The following is a 21,017-nucleotide window of genomic DNA, read 5'->3' as shown; positions in this document are numbered from 1 at the left end:
GACAAATGAAATCACTCCTTAAAATATCTGGCTTAGTCACCTTTATTTTAACAGAGTATTTCATTTGTCCTTTTTTTTGCACTTTTCACAAAAAAGGTGTTGATGAAATTTACTTCATCAACACCATTTATTATAGAACCCTTTTTTTTGTTTACCGTTCAGAAAAATAAGCAAAGAGGCCGCGGCCTCTTTGCTTTATTTGCGTTTGTCAGCACTTTGGATGACGGCCAGAACACCGGTTTCAAAAGAAAAATGCATCTCGGCCTCTTCAAACTCGTTGCTGACCAAAGCGATCGGGTAATCGTAATCTTTTCCGTTCAAAGGATAGACAACTCCCGTCAGGGTCAATTTCTTGATGGGAGTCATGCCAATGAACGACAAATATTTTTTATCCGTTTCTTTTTCCAGCACATAACTGCCGGGCATATAAAACCGCAAGGTGTTATGCCGATCCATTAGGCTGATTCTGCCTGCCATCCCTTTCACGACCGGATGGAACGCCAACCACAAATTGCTCATCAGATGGTCCAAACGCCCTCCGAAGGCACCCAGAAGAATGATTTCTTCCGGATTGAACGTTTCGATCGCATAGGCAATGGCCGCCTCAGTATCCGTTTCATCTTTTTGCGCAGGAAGGATGCGGCAGACGCGGCTTTTCTTTTTGATTTCTTCCATTTCTTGCGGGGTGACGGAATCAAAATCCCCGATGGCCGCATCGAAATGTGTGCGCAGCTCGGCAAGAGTCAATGCTCCGCGGTCCGCACCGATCAACCGATGACTTTCCGAAAAACGGTGGACCAAGGCGGCGACATCCGTCTGGTCGCCGCCGACCACAATCACCACTTTCTCAGACCGCATTATGGCAAGCATCCTTCAATCGGCTGATGGCCGCTGCTGGATTTTCATCGTCATAAATGTAGGAACCGGCTACGAATACATCCGCACCTGCTTTGATGCACTTGACGATCGTCTCATGTGTAATGCCGCCATCGACTTCGATTTCGTAATGATAGCCATGCTTTTCGCGCAAAGAAGCCAGCTCTTGGATTTTGTCCAACGTGCTTTCGATGAAGCCTTGGCCCCCAAAGCCCGGGTTGACTGTCATGACGAGCACCATATCGACATCGCCCAAAACGGGTTTGATGACGTCTACGCTTGTGCCCGGATTGATGACGACGCCGGCCGCAATGTTTTCATTTTTGATCATCTGGATCGCGCCGTGGATGTGCGCCGTAGCTTCCGCGTGGATTGTGATGATGTCGGCGCCGGCTCTGGCGAAAGCCGGGATCAAATTTTCGGGTGTGTTTACCATCAAATGGCAATCCAACGGTAATTTTGTGTGCGGACGGATTGCCTGCACAACATTTGGGCCCAACGTCAAATTGGCGACGAATTGGCCGTCCATGGCATCGATGTGGATATAATCGGCACCAGCTTGTTCGACCAACTTGACATCCCGCTCTAAATTCGCGAAATCAGCACTTAATATGGATGGAGCAATTTTCATTTTCACACACACCTTATCTCTTATTTTTTTTTATGTACATCGGTTTGCGTCCGACGATTTCCTCATGGAATTGCAGATAGTGTTCGTATCTGTATGGGGCAACCTCTCCGGAGGCAACGGCCTCTTTCACCCTGCAATTCGGCTCGTTGATGTGCATGCAGCCGCCGAATCGGCATTGATCGCGCAGCGCTTCAAAGTCCGGGAAAAAGGAAGGCAGATCGACCGCTTCAATGTCGATCAAGTCGATTGTACTGAAACCAGGGGTATCGGCAATCAGAGCCTCCCCAACAGGATGCAACTCGACATGCCGCGTCGTATGGCGGCCCCTGCCCAAGGCGGTCGAGATTTCGCCTGTCAGCAAATCCAATTCGGGCATCAGTTGATTCAACAAAGTGGATTTCCCGGCGCCGGATTGGCCCATAAACACCGCCATCCCTTTGCCCATGGTCCTGACCAGCGACTCCAAAGACGAGGCTCCTTCAGGATAATCCGATAAAATCATTTTGTATCCGATCGATTCATAATAGGCTTTGTACTGAAGCATGTCCGTCTTAGCTTTTTCATCCAACAGATCAATTTTCGTAACGTAGATGATGGGACTGATGTTGTTTGCTTCCAGGTAAACCAAGAAACGATCCACCAGATAGGAAGAAAAATCGGGTTCGATCGCCGACATCACAATGACGCCAAAATCGACATTCGCCACTGTCGGGCGAATCAATTCATTTTTCCTTGGGTAGATGTCCAGCAGAACGCCCTCCGTTAAGTTGTCACTTTCGAAATCGACAAAATCCCCAATAAGCGGAGCCATGTTTTTCACGCGGAAGTTCCCTCTTCCTCTCGTCTGATACGTTTGACCGTCCACATACACATAATAAAATCCGCTTATTGCTTTCCTGACTTGTCCTTTTTGCAAATCGACAACGCCTCCTAGTTTAGTTCTTTCTCTCTATTCTACACTGTTCTATAAAAAAATGACAAACCATTTTGATGTTTGTCATTTTTTGTAGCCTATTTGTTTCTATTGTGTTAGTTCAGAAGCTTCGTTGATGACTTCGCCATCCCTTTCGATCCGGTAGGAAGCGGAGCTGCCTTCCAGAATACGGAAATTCAACGTCACGACCTCATCCGCCGCTATATCGAACTCACGGAATACGTCACTGAGGGCATGATCTTCGTCCCCTATGTAGATGACGATATGGTTCGGCTCATCAGAAGAGCTACCGATGGCTGCATTGCTGTCCGCATTTCCACTGCCTTGACTGTTGCTGCTCTCGGAAACAGGTTCCGACACGGCTGCTGCGAGATAAGGAATCGTAATGGTGCGGCTGAAGGAAACAACTTGCGGCTCTTCAGGACCTATCGAAATCACCACACTCAAGGCATCGCCGGATACAAAAGCCGTCCCACCGGCGAGACTCTGGCTTATCACCAGGCCGGCAGCAATCGTATCTGAATAAGCTTCAGTGACCGTCAATGCGAGCCCGTATTGCCCTGCATAATCCTCGACGCTTTTTCGCGTATACCCCGATAGATCGCGCATCGTATAGGATTCATTTCCGTCGCTCACAAGAAAAGACAGCGTAGTTTCGCTTGGCCTCACTTCCGCGCCAGGCGCTAAGCTTTGGCTGATGATATTGCCTGCAGCGACTTCGCTGCTGAATTCGTGTGTCCTTTCGATCGTAAAGCCTTCTTTACGCAAGTCTTCCAGAACACTTTCATATTCTTGGCCTTCATAGTCGAGAAGCGTGAACAATTCCTCGCCCAGACTGATAATCAGGTCGATTTCAGCGCCGGCTTCAACAGCTGCACCGATTTTTGGTGATGTTTCAATGACTGCATCTTCTTCGACTTCATCGCTGTGTTCTTCCGTTATATCCCCCAAAACCAATCCTGCGTCTTCCAATGCGAGCCGTGCGCTGGCTTGATCCATATTGGACACATCCGGAACAGTCAGCGCATCTGCTTCCTGGTTATTGTAAAAGAAGAGGAAAAAGCTGGCGATCAGGCCCAGCAGCAACACTCCGAAGAGAACGAATGTCCAGTTCTTTCGTTTTTTCTTGCCTCCAGCTGCCTCTCGCCCTGACTCGTATTCGTGGATCGGTTCAGCTTTCACGCTCGGTGGCGGCGAAACGAGCGTATTACCGCTGTCCGCTTTGGCCACTACTTCAGCGGATAGGGGGGTGAGTACTTTAGTTTCCTGCAACAAGGATACCGGCATAAAAGGTGCTTCGTGCAAGCGTTCCTCATTCAGGCAAGTATCGAGATCCGCCATCATTTCTTCACAGGTAGCGTAACGGTCCAGCGGTTCTTTCGCCGTGGCCTTCAGAATGACATTTTCCAAACTTTGAGGAATCTCCGGATGGCTTTCCCGGATGAAAGGCATCGGTTCCTGAAAATGCTTGAGGGCGACGCTGACGGCCGACTCCCCATCGAAAGGAACCGTCCCGCTGAGCAATTCATACAGGACAACCCCTAAAGCGTAGATGTCTGATTTTGAAGTGGCCATGCTGCCTCTGGCTTGCTCAGGAGACAAGTAATGAACGGAGCCCAACAGCGTATTCGTCTGGGTGATCGATGTTTCCGACAACGCAACCGCAATGCCGAAATCGGTAATTTTGATGCGGTCTTGATTATCGATCAGAATATTCTGTGGCTTGATGTCCCTATGGATGATCCGGTTTTTGTGGGCCAATGCCACAGCCGACAAAACTTGGTGCATGATATGGATCGACTTCTCCGGCGAAACCCTGCCTTGAATGTCGATGTATTTTTTCAGATCCGTGCCATCGATGAATTCCATCACGATGTATTGCAAGCCATCTTCTTCATCCACATCATACACACCTACGATGTTGGGATGGATCAATTGGGTGGCTGAGAGGGCTTCACGTTGGAAACGGCGCAGGGCATCCTTGTTGTCGCGGAAGTCAAAGCGCAATACTTTGATGGCGACCGGGCGATCCAGAATCAGATCATGGCCCAGGTAAACGTTCGCCATCCCGCCGCTTCCGATATGCCGGACGATTTTATAGCGGCCGCCTAATTTCTTTCCTGCCTCCACAGCGCTTCCCCCTCTCTATCCGTAAAATCAGCCAAAAGGGCTGTGATGTTGTCCAGACCGCCAGCCTCATTCGCTTTATCGACCAATGAAAGGACTTTTTCTTCAAGAGGAAGCCAATCCTTCAGAATTTGGGCGATCTCTTCATCATCCATCATGTTGGTCAACCCATCGGAGCAAAGCAACAACAGATCCCCCTGCACAAGCGGCATGGCCATGATATCGATATCCAGTTTCCGGGAAACGCCCAAGGAGCGCGTCAAAATGTTCTTTCTTGGATGATGCTGCGCTTCTTCCGGGGTTATTTCCCCTGATTTGATGAATTCATTCACCAAGGAATGGTCTTCCGTGATTTGACGGAGTTTATAATTTCTGTAGACATAAGCCCGACTGTCGCCGATATTGGCAATAATGATTTCCTTGCCCACGACGGCTGCCGCCACCAAAGTCGTACCCATTCCATCCAGGTCGCTGTAATCCAACGATTTTTGAAAAACCAGATCATTGACGCGCTGGATGTTGGCGATCAGCCAACGGGACAGTTCTTCGCTGTTCGTGAAACGGGATCCTTTCCAAGCTGCACCCAGATGGGATACCCCCATTTCGCTGGCGACATCGCCAGCCTTATGGCCACCCATGCCATCGCATACGATCATGAGCGGCTGCTGGGCTTCATTCACGAAATAACTCACATAATCTTGATTGATTGCTCTATTTTTGCCTCTATCACTTTTGAAGGCTATCTGCATTCTTTCCCCTCAATTCTTTCTTATCATTTACCTTTTTACCATACAGCTGATGAAGAATCCATCAGTTCCGTAATCATGCGGATATATCTGCACAAATCCTTCAGGAGTGAAAGATTTTTTATCCAAATAATCGGAGCGTACCGGGACGATTGCAAATTCGGCATGATTTTCAATGAATGTCTGGACAGTCATTTGATTCTCTTCTTTAGTTAGTGTACATGTACTGTACACTAAACGTCCACCTTTTTTTAGCAACGAACTTACAGAGTCCAGTATCCGAAGTTGTTCTTGATGCAAGTCCAAAAAGTCCTGCGCATTTTTCACATATTTGATTTCCGGCTTTCTGCGCATCAACCCCAACCCCGAACAGGGTGCATCCACGAAGATGGCGTCAAAGGATTCCGGTGCAAATGCTTTGCCTGCTTCTTTTGCATCCATCACCCGGGTTTCGATGCGATCGGCTACATGCAGCCGATCGGCATTTTGGTTGATCAAGCTTATCTTGTGCTCATACATATCCAAAGCGATGACTTTGCCGTTTTCCGAAGCCGAGAGATAACTTGCCATGTGCGTCGTCTTCCCACCCGGTGCGGCACAGCTGTCCAAAACCAGAAAATCCTTTTCCAGTTCTCCAACCGGTGCGACCAATTGGCTCGATTCGTCCTGAATCGTAAGGACGCCCTCTTTGAATAACGGGGAGTCAACGATTTTTCCGCCGCGGATCCGGATGCCCGAAGGTGAAACCGGACTTGGGACCACATCATAACCATCTGTTTGCAACAGTTCAAGAGCTTCTTCCCGGGACATTGCCTGTGACTGCAATCTGACCGATACGAATGGATCTTCCAATAAAGAAAAAGCCATTTTTTCGGTCTCCTCGATACCGATTTTTTCAATGAAATAGGCGACGAGCCACTTCGGCAAGCTGGCCCCTACGCTGATGCGTTTCTTGGCATTGCTGATCGATTTCCAATCGCGCAGCCCATTCCGCTGCACATTCCGCAGTACGCCGTTCACATAACTGGCGATGCCCGCATGGCCCTTAGCTTTAGCTATCTCAACCGCATCGAAAAGGACGGCATGATCCGGAACTTTCGTCAAATAGACCATCTGATAGGCGGAGACACGCAATAAATTAGTGACCCAAGAAAGTTGTTTTTTGGGATCCTTGATGTATGCAGAAAGGCCATAATCCAAAGTCATTTTTCGCTGGATGACGCCATAGACAATCTCAGTCAATAAGCCGGCATCTTTTGGTGACAACTTTTCGGATTGAATGACTTTGTTCAGCAGCAGATTGGAATACGCACCTTCATTCTCTACGCTTTCCAATATATCGACAGCCAGATAACGGACTGTGTGCTTGATTTTGTTTTTAAGTTTATTGTCCATCCGCTTCAAACCTTGTGCCTTCATGGATTTCACAGGCGCTGCCGCGCAAATAGTCTGCCGCTGACATGCGTTTTTTTCCGGCAGGTTGCAGTTCCGTCATTTTGAAGACTGTGCCTTCCCCGCATGCCACATACAGAGCTTCCTTGTCTGTTGCAAACACTGTTCCGGGTTCATCGTTCGTAGTAGGTTCGACAGCCTGTCCAGCCCATACTTTGATCCTTTGCCCGTCCAAAAGCGTATGCGCCACTGGCCATGGACGCATGCCCCGGACTTGGCAGGCCACTTGCGCGGCCGTTTTGGACCAATCGATGCGTTCCTCTTCGCGCTTGATGTTCGGCGAAAAAGTGGCTGCAGATTCATCCTGTTCTTGCGGCACAAGTTTGCCTTGGAAAAAATCAGGCAATGTATCGATCAAGAGATTTTTGCCCAGTTCGCTCAACTTCAGAAACATCGTCCCGACATCATCTGCCTCGGTGATGGGTATGGCTTTTTGCGCCAACACAGCCCCGGCATCCATTTTTTTCTCCATGTACATGATGGAGACGCCGGTCTCTTTTTCCCCGTTGATGATGGCGTAATGTACCGGTGCACCTCCGCGATATTTCGGCAACAAAGAAGCATGCACATTGATGGAGCGGAAACGCGGAGCGTTCAGCAGCTTGACCGGCAAAAATTGCCCATAGGCCGCTGTCACAATCAGATCCGGCTTCAAGGCAAGCAGCTCATCCATTTCGGGTGAACCGGAAATTTTTTCCGGCTGATAGACCGGCAGACCATGCTTCAGTGCGGCTTCCTTCACCGGAGAAGGCGTCAATATTTTCTTTCTGCCTACCGGGCGGTCCGGTTGGGTGACAACTGCGATCACATCATACTCATGCTGCAATAAAGCCTCTAAAATGGGCACTGAAAATTCCGGGGTGCCCATAAAAATGATTTTTTTCATTTGTATACCTCCTAGAAGAAATTGACCGGCTCTGAATCGATCGAAATATAGAGACCGCGTGCATTTTCTTTTTGTGACTCATCCAAAATCTGTTTCAATGCCGGATGTAGTTTGGTTTCCTGTTTGTATTTCACTAATATCTGAAAATAATAGCGGTTGTTCACTCTCGCGATGGACCCTTTGGATGGCCCGAGCATGATCGTGTCAGGCTCAAGCTTTTTTTGAAGAATCTCATGGATTTCATAAATTTTCTTCTGCGCTTTCTTTTCGTCGGGGTTGCTTACGGTGATGAGCGCGGTGTAAAAATAAGGCGGATAACCCGCTTTATGCCGGAGCGACATCTCGGTACGGTAAAAGCCTTCGTAATTATGTTGTTGGGCAAACAGGATGGCGTAATGATCCGGATTGTAGGATTGCACGACCACCTCACCGGACAACTCCGCACGACCTGCCCGTCCGCTGACTTGGGTCAGCAGCTGGAACGTCCTTTCCGAAGACCGGAAATCCGGCAGCCCCAATGAAGTATCCGCATTGATGACGCCGACCAACGTGATGTTCGGAAAGTCCAATCCTTTTGCGATCATCTGCGTACCCAGCAAGATGTCGGCCTCTCCTCTTCCGAATGCCGACAGGATAGCCTCGTGGCCGCCTTTCTTGCGGGTGGTGTCCACATCCATACGCAAAATGCGCGCATCAGGGAAGAGCATCTGCAGTTCTTCCTCGATTTTTTGGGTTCCCGTGCCGTAATAACGGAAATTGTGGCCCTTGCATTTCGGACAGGTGTTGGGGATTTCTTCCTCATGGCCGCAGTAATGGCATTTCATCGTTTTGCTGTCCATATGTAAAGTCAGACTGATGTCGCAGTTCGGGCACTCTAGGACAAAGCCGCAATCCCGGCACATGATGAAAGAGGAGTAGCCTCTTTTGTTAAGCATCAGCACAATCTGCTGTTTCTTCTGTAGACGATCCGTGATCTTTTCCTGCAGCACCATGGAAAAACTGCTGCGGTTGTTCGCTTTGAACTCATCACGCATATCGACAATCTCGACTTGGGGCAGCGCGCGCTGATTGAAGCGTCCCTTCAATTCGACCAATGTGTAAACCTTTTTTTGCGCTCTTGCCCGCGACTCCAGCGAAGGCGTGGCGCTGCCCAAGACAACCGGGCAATGGTTGTGCTGCCCGCGCCAGATTGCTATGTTCCTGGCATGATACTTCGGATTTTCGTCCTGCTTGTACGTGCTCTCGTGTTCTTCATCCATAATGATGATGCCGAGATTCTCAACCGGGGCAAAAATGGAAGAACGCGCGCCAACTACGACATCGGCATCGCCGCGGTGGATTTTGCGCCACTCGTCGTATTTCTCCCCCGCTGACAACGCACTGTGCATCACTGCCACGCGGTTTCCGAAGCGGCTCTTGAAGTGGTTGACCATCTGCGGAGTCAAAGCGATTTCGGGGACGAGCATCAAGGCGGTCTTGCCTTGTTTGATCACTTCAGCGATTAATTGAAGGTAGACTTCGGTTTTTCCGCTTCCCGTAACGCCTTGCAGCAGAAAAATCTCATGCCGTTCTTCCCTGATGCTGGCACCCATCGTCTGAAAAGCTGCCGTTTGTTCGTCCGAAAGGGGCAGCGCTTCGGTTTTTTGGAATAGCCTATCCTTAAAAGGATCCCGGAGTATTTCTCGGTCCGCTGCTTTGAGCCAACCCTTCTCTACGCCGGTCCGGATTGCGCTTGAACCGATGTCGAATTGATCCTTGTATTCCTTGGACGTCAACGGGGTTCCGTTCATGGACATGATTGCCGCCAACAAGGCTTGCTGTTGCTTAGCTGATTTTTTCAGGCTGCGGTAGGCGTCTTCCAGACTGTCCATTTCCAGATCGGAATAATAGACCTGCACCGTTTTTGCCTTCGCCTGGTTTTTCAGGATGTAATTGACTTCAATCTTCCCGGCTCGCTTCAATTCGATCAGTTGCGGCAAAATACCACGGTCGACGGCATTTTCCCAACTCATTTTGCTTTTCCCTTGAAAAAGTCCGTAGAAGGTGCCCTCGTCCAATTCATCGACAATCTCAATTTCTTTTTCGTACTTCGCCTTCATCAAAGGCGGCAACATCGTCTGGTAACAATGGATCCGATAGGCATAAACGGTTTCCGCCATTTCCTCGCCCAACAGAAGCAGTTCTTCGGTCAATGCAGGCTCGATATCCAATGGTTGGATGATTTCTTTCAGTTCCCCTTCAAAATCGGTGTGATCAGAAATTTCCGTGATGAACCCTTGGATGATGCGCTTGTTGAAAGGCACCTCAACGCGCATGCCCTTGCCTAATTTATGCTCCATAGCAGGAGGGATCGCATAATCAAAGGGACGATTGGTCTGCATTGCAGGTATATCGACAATCACTTTTGCAATTTGCAAATAAAGCCCTCCCCTTCATATTCTAACCATTATATTACTAAATTATGCCGATAAAGTCTTCCCTGAGATTTTCGGAATCAGAAAAGCTGCACGGGTTCGTTCAGCCCTGAAAGAAATTTAGGAAATCTGGCCCTGAATGAGCATCGTAGAGCGCAATGGGTCAGATTTATCTAATTTCCGAAGGGCTAACCTGTGAAGCTGGACATCATTTTGGGAAGCACGGAACATTTTGCGAACCTGTGAAACACCTACGGTGATGCACTTTTGGTTTAAAAATGCTTTATAATTTGCTTCGGCATCAAAAAAATAAAACTACTGATTTTGAAGTTCAAAAACAGTAGTCTTTTTTCATTCCTATTCTATTATCTTTCAGGGATGATGGATTTTGGATCGATTTCCAATTCGCCGGCAACTACTTCTTCCAGCGCACGTCCGACATTCTTGAATGACTGGTAAGTGTCCAATAAAGGCTCGGAGCGATCATGCAATTGATGCGCTCTTTTGCTTGAAAGAATGACCATTGAATATTTTGAATCCACTTGCTCCAACAATTTATCGATCGAAGGATATAACATCATAATATTTTACTCCCTTTCATCCGCACAGATGGTATCCAGAATCCGTGAAACTTTCAAGTGTTCGCTTTGGATGATGCCAAGCACTTTCTGTACCGCATTCTCTACTGTGTCGTTTTCTACCGCATAATCATAATACCGCATCAAACTAAGCTCTTCAATAGCCTTTTCCATTCTTTGCTTGATGATCGGCGACTCATCCGTACCGCGATTTACGATCCGTGATTCCAATTCGGTCATATCAGGAGGGGTCAAGAAGATGAATATCCCTTCAGGCATCCGTTCCTTCACTTGCATGGCACCTTGAACTTCGATCTCCAGAAAAATATCTTTTCCCGTATCCAACGTTCTTCTTACATAGTCGATTGGCGTACCATAGTAATTCCCAACGTACTCGGTATATTCCAACAGTTCATTATCGGCGATCATTCTGTCGAATTCTTCTCTTTCCTTGAAGAAATAATCTTTGCCATCCACTTCCCCTTCGCGCGCTTTGCGGGTCGTAGCGGAAATTGAATATATGAACTCCCGTTCACCACGAGAAAAAATTGCTTGTCTCACAGTCCCTTTGCCTACTCCCGAAGGTCCGGATAAGACAATCAACAATCCTTTTTCTGTCATTTAATGCCCACCATCCAATTATATTTTTACAGCATCGTACAGCCTAATGCGGCATTCTGTTTATTATTTCATAGTTTAACACAATTTCGTCAAGGTTAAAACCTTTACTGGAGTCTTCCGCCAACATTTTGTTAGTTAACGTTTTCAGCAACGGCACTCCTGAATGGGACGCGGTTGCCTCACAAAAGCGCCGGAAAGACAAAAGAACAAGACAAGGATATCCCTGTCTTGTTCTTGCGGCATCATGAAGCGCCCATGTCTTTGACTTTCATCATTCGGACGATGCTGGAGCGTTCGTTCTCCTCGAGTTTCATTTGGATGTAACGGATCGTCTCCTGCAACTGCGGAATCATTTTGTATTCCAATGCATTTACGCGCCTTCTTGTCTTTTCGATCTCATCGGCAAGCAGTTGGCATGTTTTTTCGATTTCCGATAATTTAAGCAATTTCGGAAGGATGTCTTCGATTTTTTTGATTGCATCATCCAGTTCACCGTTTGAGTTTACGTAGCCGTACTGCAAATCCGTGGATTTATCGTCTTTGTCGGCTATCGAAAAGTTCATTTGGGGAACGACGACACTCATGATGTTTTTTTCTTGGATGTCCAATTCAACCGCCGTAGCGGGTACAGCGAACAATTCTTCAATGAAAGCCTCATTCAGAAGCGACTTCGCTACCACGAAAGAACGCATGGAGGCGGTCAGTTCTTTTTCGACTTCATCCCTCAGGATATTGTTTTCGCGGATCAGATTGATGAATTGACGCATCAGTTCATCTTGCTTATCCTTCAGCAATTTATGGCCGCGGGTGGATAGCACCAGACGCGATTTCAGGTTGGACAGTTCCATCCGGGTTGGCTTTACATTCAATCTAGCCATGGACGATCACTCTCCCTTCGGCATAAACTCATCGATCATATCGCTCTTGATTCTCTTAAGTTCCGTTACCGGCAGGATGGACAACAGTTCCCAACCCAAAGCCAAAGTCTCTTCGATCGTTCGGTTCGTATAGAATCCTTGATTGATGTATTCTTCCTCGAAACGTTTCGTGAACTGCACATACAGTTTGTCCGTCTTGGACAAGGCGGACTCCCCTAGGATGACAGCCAATTCTTTTGCCTGTTTTCCTTTTGCGTAAGCCGCGAACAACTGGTTCATGGTTGGAGCATGGTCTTTTCTTGTCTTGCCTTCACCGGTACCTTTGTCTTTCAGACGTGAAAGGGAAGGCAGCACGTTGATCGGCGGCTTGATGCCTGAGTTGTTCAACTCACGCGAAAGGATGATCTGGCCTTCTGTGATGTACCCGGTCAAATCCGGGATCGGATGCGTAATGTCATCCTCCGGCATGGAAAGGATCGGGATTTGGGTCACGGAGCCTTTTTTGCCGATGATACGGCCTGCACGCTCATACAAGGTGGAAAGGTTCGTATACAGGTACCCTGGATAACCACGGCGACCCGGCACTTCACGACGGGCTGCCGAAATTTCACGCAAAGCCTCACAATAGTTGGTCATGTCAGTCATGATGACCAGGACGTGCATGTCTTTTTCGTAGGCCAGATATTCCGCGACCGTCAAAGCCATTTTTGGTGTGGCAATACGTTCGATGGCTGGGTCGTTCGCCAAGTTGATGAACATGACTGAGCGATCGATCGCCCCTGTCTTGCGGAAATCTTCCATGAAATATTCTTTTTCTTCAAAAGTGATCCCCATGGCCGCAAATACAACCGCAAATTTTTCATCGCTGTTCAAAACCGTCGCTTGGCGGGCGATTTGTGCAGCCAATTCTTTATGCGGCAAACCTGAACCGGAGAAAACAGGAAGTTTTTGTCCTCTTACGAGTGTGTTCAGGTGATCGATGGCGGAAATACCCGTTTGGATGAACTCATCCGGATAGTCACGCGCTACAGGGTTGATTGCCTGTCCGTTCACATCCAAGTTCATTTCCGGGATGATTTCCGGGCCGCCATCAATCGGATTGCCCATCCCATCGAACACACGGCCTACCATATCCTCAGAAACAGCTATGGAAAGAGGTTTTCCTCGGAAGCGGACTTTGGTGTCTTTGATGTTGATTCCGCTTGGGCCTTCAAAGATTTGCACCATCGCTTTATCTTTGCTGACTTCCAAAACTTGACCATGGCGGATTTCGCCGTTTTGCATTTGGATTTCAACCAATTCGTCGAATTTGACTCCCTCGATCTGCTCTACAACCATCAACGGGCCTACAACTTCGGTTACTGTTTTATATTCCTTAAGCATGGTGCGTCATCCCTCCTTCCGCAACGATTTCATGCAATCTTTTCTTCATGTCTGCCTTGATGTTCTTCATTTCGGCAAGGTCTTCTTCCCTGATGTATTTACTTCTTGCGATCCGGTCGCGCAATTCAACTGTGCCCTCAATGATTTCATTGAAGTAAGCGCCTAAACGCATCGCTTCACGCGCTTCTGTTTCGAAGTCCAGAATCATATCCAGCATCGCCAATTGCTTGTTGCGGGAAGTGTAAGTATCGACATCATCGAAAGCGTTCTGCTGCAGATAGTCCTCACGCAGCGATTCCGCGACCGCCATTGTCATGCGGTCTTTTTCGGACAAGGATTCGATACCGACCAAACGGACGATTTCTTCCAATTCCGATTCTTCCTGCAGAAGGTTCATCGCATGTTGAACCATCTCTGACCATTTTGTCTGTAAGGCATTGTTCAGATATTCCCCGACTTCGGTATTGTAAAGGGAATAGGAAGTCAGCCAGTTCATGGATGGGAAATGTCTTTTTTGTGCCAAATTGGCATCAAGCGCCCAGAAAACTTTAACGACCCGCAATGTATTTTGGGTTACCGGTTCAGAGGTGTCACCACCAGGAGGCGATACCGCTCCAATGGCCGTAATGCTTCCTTCACGATCTTCCGACCCCAAAGCCAACACTCGTCCTGCCCGTTCATAATACTCTGCTACACGGCTTCCTAGGTAGGCTGGATAGCCTTCATCACCAGGCATCTCTTCCAGACGGCCCGACATTTCGCGCAAGGCCTCTGCCCAACGGGATGTCGAGTCCGCCATGATCGCTACACTGTAACCCATGTCACGGAAATATTCCGCGATCGTGATGCCTGTATAGATGGATGCTTCACGCGCCGCAACCGGCATGTTGGAGGTGTTGGCGATAAGGATCGTACGCTCCATCAATGATTCGCCCGTGTTCGGATCGATCAATTCCGGAAATTCGTTCAATACGTCAGTCATTTCATTACCGCGTTCGCCGCAACCGACATAAATTACGATGTCCACATCACTGTATTTTGCGATTTGGTGCTGTACGACGGTTTTCCCTGCTCCGAAAGGCCCAGGAACAGCGGCTGCTCCACCTTTTGTGATCGGGAAGAACGTATCGATGACCCGTTGGCCGGTAACCATCGGCGTGTGCGGGTTCATTTTTTGCTTGAACGGACGTCCGCGACGGACTGGCCATGTTTGCAGCATAGTCAATTCTTTCGGGCCTTCTTCGGTTTCGATGACATATGCCGTGTCATCCAAAGTGTAGCTGCCATCCTGGATGGCAGTCAGCTTACCGGAGATGCCGTAAGGAACCATGATCCGGTGCTCGATGACTTTCGTCTCCTGCACGGTACCGACAATATCACCGGCTATGACGTGATCGCCGACTTTCTTCGTGGCTTTGAATTCCCAGACGTTTTCTCTCTTCAATGGTGGGATATCGGTCCCACGCACCAAATAGTTACTTTGGGTAATTTCACGGAACGTATGCAAAGGACGCTGGATCCCGTCAAACATCTGCGACAGGATGCCTGGTCCCAATTCGACCGACAAAGCTTCCCCTGTTGTGATTACCGGTTCCCCAGGACCAATACCGGAAGTCTCCTCGTAAACTTGAATGGATGCGACATCATTACGCATCTCGATGATTTCGCCGATCAATCCTAATTCGCCGACGCGGCAAATATCTTGGATGTTCGCTTCTTCCATTCCTTCCGCCATAACTAAAGGTCCGGAAACTTTTATTATATTTCCATTTTTCAAAAAAGTCCCCTCCAAATTATAAGATATTCTGTCCAACTGCTTTTTCCACATTCTCCTGAATGCGGCTTTTCCCGATATTCAACGTACCTTTATGGTTCGGAATCAGGATGATGGCTGGTTGGACACTGCTGTCATACCTGCTTACTGTATCAGGTATTTCTTTTGCCATTTCTTCCGTCAGATAAATGATCCCATAATTCTCCATCGCCAGGCGATCTACCGTTTCACGGGCAGTCTGGGCATTATGGCATGCAAATACTGCGAAACCCAAAATCTTAAAAGGAAGGATGGAATCTTTATCTCCCACAACTGCAATATTATGAGCCATATACAGGTCGCATCCTCTCTCTCAATATTTGTTCATCTATCTGATTGTCTTTACCCACTAAAATCAGGCGGATATTGGTGACTTCCTTTTCTTTGGCAAACAGATAACCCAACAAGGGAATCGGACCAAATGGCTGGTACAAGCCTTCCGCAACCAATTCATAGGTCAGTTCATCCACGAGTTTATCCAGCTTCTGTGTATCCACTTCATTTGTTGTTTCGGAAATCATATTGGATAAGCGCGTGCCGTATTCTTTACTGAAATAATGCTTGCGCATGACCGCGCTTGGCCCGTTGATCGATTCTTCAATCAAATCGCGTTTCGAAATCGAACCGGAACTGGATAAGACCGTATAGAGAAAACCGCGGGGCTTACTTTGTTTCAGGCTCCGGATCAAAGTCGAAAGATTATAGAGGTCGATTATGCCGTCCACCATTTTCGTGATGCTCGGATGTTGGATCTTGTCGCTGATGGAGCGCAGATGCCTGAAATAATAAGTATCCATAAAGATAGTGGCCGCTTCGATGCGATGACCTTCATCGAAATCGCGGATCGCCTCTTGAACACCTTCTATCAGAATCGGATGTTCGTCGTTGCCGTCGCCGGTTTCGACCAATTTCTTCAGACTGCCGATGGAATATTTGCCGATAGGTATCAACAGCTGCTCCAGATCCTCCCCCGAAAAACGTTGTTTCAATAACACTTTCAGGTTGTGATAGGTATAGCGCAACGCGAATAATTCCACAATCTCAGCAACCGGCGTGATGCTGAACAAGTCCTGATAGACCTCTGCCAGATGTTTCATGAGAAAACCTTCGAAATTTTTGTTCACCAGTGTTTCCTTCTCGTCAAACTCATAACCGGTACCTTTCAGAACATCCAAGGCATCTTTTAAAGAAGAGGCTTTCAGCATCCGATCGTAATCCGCTTCCGCCAATAGTTTTAATTCATAGGTGCGAAGTATCGTATTGACGCCTTTGTAATCAATCTCTTGCATAGTGCCCCTCCTTTACTTTTCGTCTTGGAATGCTAAAGTTGCCAGCTCTGCTGCAAAGTCGTTCTTTACATCTTCGATCAGATCATCGAAGCAATAGTTGTAGTCGACTCCGCCTTCCTGAAGGATGAATCCGGCTTTATTCGGAATGGACTCCTCAGAAATCTTGACAGCCGGATATTTGACCAACAGTTGCTGCAACTCTTTTCCCTTAAAGTGGGCGATCGATTTTGCGCCCGGAACAATGCTGTAGGCCTTCGAATCGCCAGCCTGAGCAAGCACACCGTTCAGGAATTGCGCAAAATGGGTTTCATCCCACGTGTTCATTTTTTCTAAAGCCTGCTGGAAGACCGATTTAAGGATGACCTGTTTCTCTTTCAAAACAGCATTGCGTTCTTTATTCTTCAATGTTTGTTGCTCACGATCAAAATCATTGGCAACTTTTTTCAAAATGGCAGCTTTGCGCGCCTTTTGTTGTTCAACCAGAGTCAATCTGCTCTCTTCTATCTTTGCGACAGAAATTTTTTCAGCATCCTCCAGCTTGTTTTGTCCTTTTGCTTTTGTCTTATTCAGGATCTGTTCAGACAAGGATTGTAGATCTTTCACGCTTTCTCATCTCCTTACTTTTTCTTTCATTCTTCTGGAGCTTTTGAGAATTAAGCGTTCAATACCATCAAGAATGAGATAACGAATCCTAGGATTGCATACGTTTCAACCATGGCCGCATAGATGATCCCTTTTGTATTTTGGTCTTCTCTCTTAGCCAAGATTTGCAAGCCGGCAGTAGATACACGGCCTTGAGCAATACCCGAAGTCAAGCCAGTGATAGCAATCGGCAGTCCGGCCATCAGATAGTACAAACCTTGAGCGACGGTCATTTCAGGTGACATTTGCAGATAAATCAGGAAGCCGATAACGAATCCGTACAAACCTTGGGTACCTGGCAACAGTTGCAAAATCAATGATTTACCAAATTTTTCTGGTTGTTCCTTAATCAGGCCAGCCGCAGCTTCACCTGTCATACCAACCCCTTTAGCCGAACCTGTACCAGCCAATCCAACCGCCAAAGCAACGCCTAAAGCCGCGAACATCATACCACCATTGTTGTCGATGAAATATTGTAACCATGTCATATTTTCCATTTTATAATTCCTCCAGTAACTAAGCTTCTTTTTTATTTTTTAAGTAAATGTATTTTTCTTCTGTCTTCAACGGCTCCAAGGCTTTTCCGCCGCCTTCATAAAATTTCCCGAAAAATTCGACGAACACAAGCCGTGCGCCGTGCACGTATGCGCTCAGCATGGACAAACCAAAGTTGACGCTGTGGAGTAGCACAAACAAAACCGCGCCAATGGTGAATCTTGCCCCTACTGGCAAGAAGTCGATGATCATATTGAAGGCAACCGCAATACTGCCACCAGCCACACCTAGCGCCATCAAACGTGTGTAACTGACCATGTCGCCAATATATCCGGTGATTCCATAAAGATTATACAATCCGGCACCTACGCCCAACGCTTTGTTGTCTGATGCCATAGCTGTAGCAAGCACGATCGCGACCGCACTTGTGATGGCAACTGCAGCACCAACGGTCACAAGAATCTGACTAGGGAAAAGCATCTGTCCGAACAGGATGAAGATAAGGCCCACAAATATACCCAACCATCCGATACTGTCGGAAATCGCGCCCAGCGGATTTTTATCGCGCAAGGACAGATAGGCTTTTATCCCCAAACCGAACATGATCTGAACAATACCGAACACTACCGATATCAACAGGATCGTATTGGCGTCATTACTCGTAGATAAAAGTACAAACGGCAATTGAACTCCGAAGAAAGAGCCGTAAACTAGCCCCCACAGTATGGCTGGATAGGACAGGATGTGAAAGAACAGCAGATTGGTGCGCATACCTTTATTGAAGTTCAGGAACTTCAATGCCAGCAATGTTCCGATAAGGAGCAACAGACCGTATCCGACATCCGCAATCATCATTCCGAAGAACAAGAGATAGAAAGGCGTCAATAGTGGTGTTGGATCTATTTCATCATATTTCGGCAAACTGTACATGGCCGTGATATTCTCAAAAGGAGTGATCAACTTATTGTTCTTCAAAACGGTTGGAATGACCGAAACATCCGAAGCGTCAGCATCATCAACCGTCAATGCATATTCATTCTCTGCGACAGTATCAGTCAACGCCAGCTTGATTTCTTTGACTTTATCTTCCTCAAGCCATCCCTGGATAACGAAGAGATGTTTCTCGTTGACCAATAATTGTTGGCTTTTGATCCGCTGCAGTTTTGCATAATAAAACTCGGACAGTAGCATTAACTGCCACTCTTCTGCTTTCATGTCGGAAAGATCCGCCAACAACTGTTTGTTTGCTCCACGGTTATCCTGAATGCGGCTTTGAACATCTGCCAAGGCCTCTGCAGGCGGCAAATCATACTCATACGTTAAAGGTTGGAAATGATTGCTGTCCAACAAAGCGTTTACATCAATATCTTTTGACGGATCATAGAAAATCACCGCTCCAAATGAATCTTTGTTCTGGAAGATTTCTTCCGTATAGACCAAGGAATTGGAAGTCACGTTTGTGATGTAATCGTTGGAGAGCGTCTGAGGAATCATGCCCACTTTGACCGCGATGTGTTCAAATGCTGCTGTATCTCTCGGATTGAATGATAATTTTTTCCATAAAAGCAGGAAATCCTCTTGTTCATAAAGATGTTTTTTAGCATCTTCGAGTTTCTTCTGTTCGGCTTTCAGACCCAACACTTTATCCAGAACATTGTCGGAAGAAAATTCGCCAACAGCCTTTTCCAGTTCTTCCAAAGACAAGGATTGTCTAGGGGTTGTATACTGTTTGATCAAAGACTCTTTCTTCAGATATGACTTCAAGAAAGATAAGGCTTCCGTGACATTTTCCAGATAACTTTCGGTCTTCTTGATATTTTGCTCAATTGACTCTCGTTCTTTAGGCGATAAGGATTGCAAATTTTCTTTTGCAGCAGGCAAATCGATGACTTCTAAGCTTTGCAATGTCTGGATAGCCGTCAATAGCTGCTCTTTTTTTTCGTGAAAAGAAATGAGAGTAATTTTTTTCATTTTAGCGATTGCCATATTTCCTCATCACCTCCCCAATAACGGCATTCACAAGTTCTTCTTCTTTCGCTTTAAACCGAGTCTGCAACTTCTCGATTTCCGATTTTTCACTTTCTGCGGAAGCGTTCTTGAGAATTGCCAGTTGCTCTGATTTTTTCACAAGTTCTTCGGATTGAAAAGTAGCTAACTCTTTTTCGATATTCCTTTTCATTTCGCCTATTTTATCTTGCGTATTCTGTTCAAGTTTGCGCAGTTTGTTCTGATAATCCATTTCAAGATCAGTTGCTTCCTGCTCAATCTTTTTAACTTCATCAAATATTTGCATCTTTCATTCCACCCCCATCCCTTATTTGATTCTCCTTAGGAAAAAAATTTTTTCCAATCAGTATTTTCATTATACATTTATTGTAACGGCCATTCAAATCTATTTGAACGCGATTTCGAGCGTTTTCAACAATCACTGCAGATTATCTAATAGGAAGAAACTTTCTTAATTTTACTCAAATTGTTAAATGAACATTTTGTGAACAAAAATCCACAAGAAGCATGCATCAATGCATGCCCTCCTCAGAGAGTCTCTTTTGTGGCCTAATTTTTACGGTGATTCCTCGAAGTACTGTCCGTATCTTTTTTCCTCCTTCAAAGTTAATGGGTGGCCAACACGTTCTTTCCATGCCGCTACTTTACTTGATAACGAGGAGTTTTTGGGCCAGTTGCAGCCGAAACAACAAAACTGCAAGCTGAGTTGCACGCCTGCTTTCCTGAAATTTCTTTGCGCGCAAAATAAATAGCTTGCAAAAAAGAACAAATGTTCTTATAATGGGTATACAAGACAAACACACGTTCGGAGGAACCAACATGCAAAACTACATCTATCCGGTATCCAATAATAACGAAACTCCTTCCAAAAAATCATACCTGCGCCCACTGTCGTCCGTCCACTCCATCAATGAAGCCATCCTGGATAAAGTGATGCCGATTCATCAGGTTGTCCGTTTCGCTAATCAAGCCTTTGAAAATAACACCCCTGTGTATGTTGTGATCGAAGAAAAACAGGGACCGAAAGCATATACAAGAACACTGGTATGGGGCAAGTTCAATTCCCGCGTAACCCTGAAAAGACAGGTTATGTTCACAACCGCGGATAAAAAAGTGACTTATCTGCTGAACATCAGCCAAATCTTGGCCATCCAACTTGGTTGATTCCCATCAGCTGATGATATATTCATAGACAAAAAGGAGTACAAGGCATTCCGTTAAAGACGAGATGCCTTGTACTCCTTT

General features: G+C 46.8%; 20 protein-coding genes. 1 reads left to right on the top strand and 19 read right to left on the bottom strand.

The features are described from left to right. Nucleotides 1–195 precede the first annotated feature (195 nt). The 19 genes from C8U37_RS01320 to C8U37_RS01230 all read right to left on the bottom strand — a co-directional run bounded on the left by C8U37_RS01320 (nucleotide 196) and on the right by C8U37_RS01230 (nucleotide 20,058). Entirely contained in the window at nucleotides 196–858 is a 663-nt protein-coding gene (locus C8U37_RS01320; RefSeq protein ID WP_170100142.1) for a thiamine diphosphokinase, read from the bottom strand. Next, a complete protein-coding gene (gene rpe, locus C8U37_RS01315; RefSeq protein WP_108031479.1) occupies nucleotides 848–1,507 on the bottom strand; it encodes a ribulose-phosphate 3-epimerase in 660 nt (219 codons plus the stop codon). The genes C8U37_RS01320 and rpe overlap by 11 nt, the downstream gene beginning before the upstream one ends. Before the next feature lie 13 nt (nucleotides 1,508–1,520). Continuing rightward, entirely contained in the window at nucleotides 1,521–2,423 is a 903-nt protein-coding gene (gene rsgA, locus C8U37_RS01310) for a ribosome small subunit-dependent GTPase A (RefSeq protein WP_108031478.1), read from the bottom strand. 105 nt (nucleotides 2,424–2,528) lie between these two features. Then, nucleotides 2,529–4,571 carry a Stk1 family PASTA domain-containing Ser/Thr kinase gene (gene pknB / locus C8U37_RS01305; RefSeq protein ID WP_108031477.1) on the bottom strand — a complete coding sequence of 681 codons (2,043 nt, stop codon included), beginning with the start codon at nucleotides 4,569–4,571 and terminating at the stop codon, nucleotides 2,529–2,531. Beyond that, the gene (locus C8U37_RS01300; protein WP_108031476.1) at nucleotides 4,550–5,317 is read right to left on the bottom strand and encodes a Stp1/IreP family PP2C-type Ser/Thr phosphatase; all 768 of its coding nucleotides are present in this window, start codon (nucleotides 5,315–5,317) and stop codon (nucleotides 4,550–4,552) included. Before C8U37_RS01300 ends, pknB begins: the two co-directional genes overlap by 22 nt. 27 nt (nucleotides 5,318–5,344) lie before the next feature. After that, nucleotides 5,345–6,709, bottom strand: coding sequence for a 16S rRNA (cytosine(967)-C(5))-methyltransferase RsmB (gene rsmB / locus C8U37_RS01295; protein ID WP_108031494.1), 1,365 nt, complete (start codon nucleotides 6,707–6,709; stop codon nucleotides 5,345–5,347). Continuing rightward, a complete protein-coding gene (fmt, locus tag C8U37_RS01290) occupies nucleotides 6,699–7,652 on the bottom strand; it encodes a methionyl-tRNA formyltransferase (RefSeq protein ID WP_108031475.1) in 954 nt (317 codons plus the stop codon). The genes rsmB and fmt overlap by 11 nt, the downstream gene beginning before the upstream one ends. 11 nt (nucleotides 7,653–7,663) lie before the next feature. Continuing rightward, entirely contained in the window at nucleotides 7,664–10,069 is a 2,406-nt protein-coding gene (gene priA / locus C8U37_RS01285) for a primosomal protein N' (protein WP_281257472.1), read from the bottom strand. Between the two features lie 362 nt (nucleotides 10,070–10,431). After that, nucleotides 10,432–10,647 (bottom strand): DNA-directed RNA polymerase subunit omega, encoded by a 216-nt coding sequence (gene rpoZ / locus C8U37_RS01280; protein WP_086628158.1) that lies wholly within the window; start codon nucleotides 10,645–10,647, stop codon nucleotides 10,432–10,434. 6 nt (nucleotides 10,648–10,653) lie between these two features. Next, nucleotides 10,654–11,265 carry a guanylate kinase gene (gmk, locus tag C8U37_RS01275; RefSeq protein WP_108031474.1) on the bottom strand — a complete coding sequence of 204 codons (612 nt, stop codon included), beginning with the start codon at nucleotides 11,263–11,265 and terminating at the stop codon, nucleotides 10,654–10,656. A gap of 242 nt (nucleotides 11,266–11,507) precedes the next feature. Continuing rightward, the gene (locus C8U37_RS01270; protein WP_108031473.1) at nucleotides 11,508–12,143 is read right to left on the bottom strand and encodes a V-type ATP synthase subunit D; all 636 of its coding nucleotides are present in this window, start codon (nucleotides 12,141–12,143) and stop codon (nucleotides 11,508–11,510) included. Between the two features lie 6 nt (nucleotides 12,144–12,149). After that, nucleotides 12,150–13,526 carry a V-type ATP synthase subunit B gene (locus tag C8U37_RS01265; protein WP_086628161.1) on the bottom strand — a complete coding sequence of 459 codons (1,377 nt, stop codon included), beginning with the start codon at nucleotides 13,524–13,526 and terminating at the stop codon, nucleotides 12,150–12,152. Then, nucleotides 13,519–15,303: a V-type ATP synthase subunit A gene (locus C8U37_RS01260; protein ID WP_108031472.1), complete on the bottom strand. Its 1,785-nt coding sequence runs from the start codon at nucleotides 15,301–15,303 to the stop codon at nucleotides 13,519–13,521. Before C8U37_RS01260 ends, C8U37_RS01265 begins: the two co-directional genes overlap by 8 nt. Before the next feature lie 16 nt (nucleotides 15,304–15,319). Further along, nucleotides 15,320–15,631: a V-type ATP synthase subunit F gene (locus tag C8U37_RS01255; protein ID WP_086985312.1), complete on the bottom strand. Its 312-nt coding sequence runs from the start codon at nucleotides 15,629–15,631 to the stop codon at nucleotides 15,320–15,322. Then, the gene (locus C8U37_RS01250) at nucleotides 15,621–16,628 is read right to left on the bottom strand and encodes a V-type ATPase subunit (protein WP_108031471.1); all 1,008 of its coding nucleotides are present in this window, start codon (nucleotides 16,626–16,628) and stop codon (nucleotides 15,621–15,623) included. Before C8U37_RS01250 ends, C8U37_RS01255 begins: the two co-directional genes overlap by 11 nt. Nucleotides 16,629–16,640: 12 nt before the next feature. Then, nucleotides 16,641–17,231 (bottom strand): V-type ATP synthase subunit E, encoded by a 591-nt coding sequence (locus C8U37_RS01245; RefSeq protein ID WP_108031470.1) that lies wholly within the window; start codon nucleotides 17,229–17,231, stop codon nucleotides 16,641–16,643. A 50-nt stretch (nucleotides 17,232–17,281) separates the two neighbouring features. Further along, nucleotides 17,282–17,758 (bottom strand): V-type ATP synthase subunit K, encoded by a 477-nt coding sequence (locus tag C8U37_RS01240; protein WP_425445653.1) that lies wholly within the window; start codon nucleotides 17,756–17,758, stop codon nucleotides 17,282–17,284. Nucleotides 17,759–17,786: 28 nt separating this feature from the next. Beyond that, nucleotides 17,787–19,751 (bottom strand): V-type ATP synthase subunit I, encoded by a 1,965-nt coding sequence (locus tag C8U37_RS01235; protein WP_108031468.1) that lies wholly within the window; start codon nucleotides 19,749–19,751, stop codon nucleotides 17,787–17,789. Beyond that, nucleotides 19,738–20,058: a hypothetical protein gene (locus C8U37_RS01230; RefSeq protein ID WP_108031467.1), complete on the bottom strand. Its 321-nt coding sequence runs from the start codon at nucleotides 20,056–20,058 to the stop codon at nucleotides 19,738–19,740. Before C8U37_RS01230 ends, C8U37_RS01235 begins: the two co-directional genes overlap by 14 nt. A gap of 533 nt (nucleotides 20,059–20,591) precedes the next feature. Between C8U37_RS01230 and C8U37_RS01225 the strand changes: the two genes are divergently transcribed. Beyond that, nucleotides 20,592–20,936: a hypothetical protein gene (locus C8U37_RS01225; RefSeq protein ID WP_108031466.1), complete on the top strand. Its 345-nt coding sequence runs from the start codon at nucleotides 20,592–20,594 to the stop codon at nucleotides 20,934–20,936. The last annotated feature ends 81 nt before the right edge of the window (nucleotides 20,937–21,017 follow it).

This window comes from Trichococcus patagoniensis (assembly GCF_003051085.1).
Classification (GTDB): domain Bacteria; phylum Bacillota; class Bacilli; order Lactobacillales; family Aerococcaceae; genus Trichococcus; species Trichococcus patagoniensis.
The sequence above is the reverse complement of the archived record's forward strand: the minus strand, read 5'-3'. Positions and strand labels throughout refer to the sequence as shown.

Bases quoted from the DNA above. Each gene is read 5' to 3' on its own strand.
- C8U37_RS01320 (WP_170100142.1), bottom strand. From the start codon at position 858: ATGCGGTCTGAGAAAGTGGTGATTGTGGTCGGCGGCGACCAGACGGAT.
- C8U37_RS01270 (WP_108031473.1), bottom strand. From the start codon at position 12,143: ATGGCTAGATTGAATGTAAAGCCAACCCGGATGGAACTGTCCAACCTG.
- C8U37_RS01300 (WP_108031476.1), bottom strand. From the start codon at position 5,317: ATGCAGATAGCCTTCAAAAGTGATAGAGGCAAAAATAGAGCAATCAAT.
- fmt (WP_108031475.1), bottom strand. From the start codon at position 7,652: ATGAAAAAAATCATTTTTATGGGCACCCCGGAATTTTCAGTGCCCATT.
- C8U37_RS01240 (WP_425445653.1), bottom strand. From the start codon at position 17,758: ATGACATGGTTACAATATTTCATCGACAACAATGGTGGTATGATGTTC.
- C8U37_RS01265 (WP_086628161.1), bottom strand. From the start codon at position 13,526: ATGCTTAAGGAATATAAAACAGTAACCGAAGTTGTAGGCCCGTTGATG.
- C8U37_RS01225 (WP_108031466.1), top strand. From the start codon at position 20,592: ATGCAAAACTACATCTATCCGGTATCCAATAATAACGAAACTCCTTCC.
- gmk (WP_108031474.1), bottom strand. From the start codon at position 11,265: ATGACAGAAAAAGGATTGTTGATTGTCTTATCCGGACCTTCGGGAGTA.
- C8U37_RS01230 (WP_108031467.1), bottom strand. From the start codon at position 20,058: ATGCAAATATTTGATGAAGTTAAAAAGATTGAGCAGGAAGCAACTGAT.
- rsmB (WP_108031494.1), bottom strand. From the start codon at position 6,709: ATGGACAATAAACTTAAAAACAAAATCAAGCACACAGTCCGTTATCTG.
- C8U37_RS01255 (WP_086985312.1), bottom strand. From the start codon at position 15,631: ATGGCTCATAATATTGCAGTTGTGGGAGATAAAGATTCCATCCTTCCT.
- rpoZ (WP_086628158.1), bottom strand. From the start codon at position 10,647: ATGATGTTATATCCTTCGATCGATAAATTGTTGGAGCAAGTGGATTCA.
- C8U37_RS01235 (WP_108031468.1), bottom strand. From the start codon at position 19,751: ATGGCAATCGCTAAAATGAAAAAAATTACTCTCATTTCTTTTCACGAA.
- C8U37_RS01250 (WP_108031471.1), bottom strand. From the start codon at position 16,628: ATGCAAGAGATTGATTACAAAGGCGTCAATACGATACTTCGCACCTAT.
- rpe (WP_108031479.1), bottom strand. From the start codon at position 1,507: ATGAAAATTGCTCCATCCATATTAAGTGCTGATTTCGCGAATTTAGAG.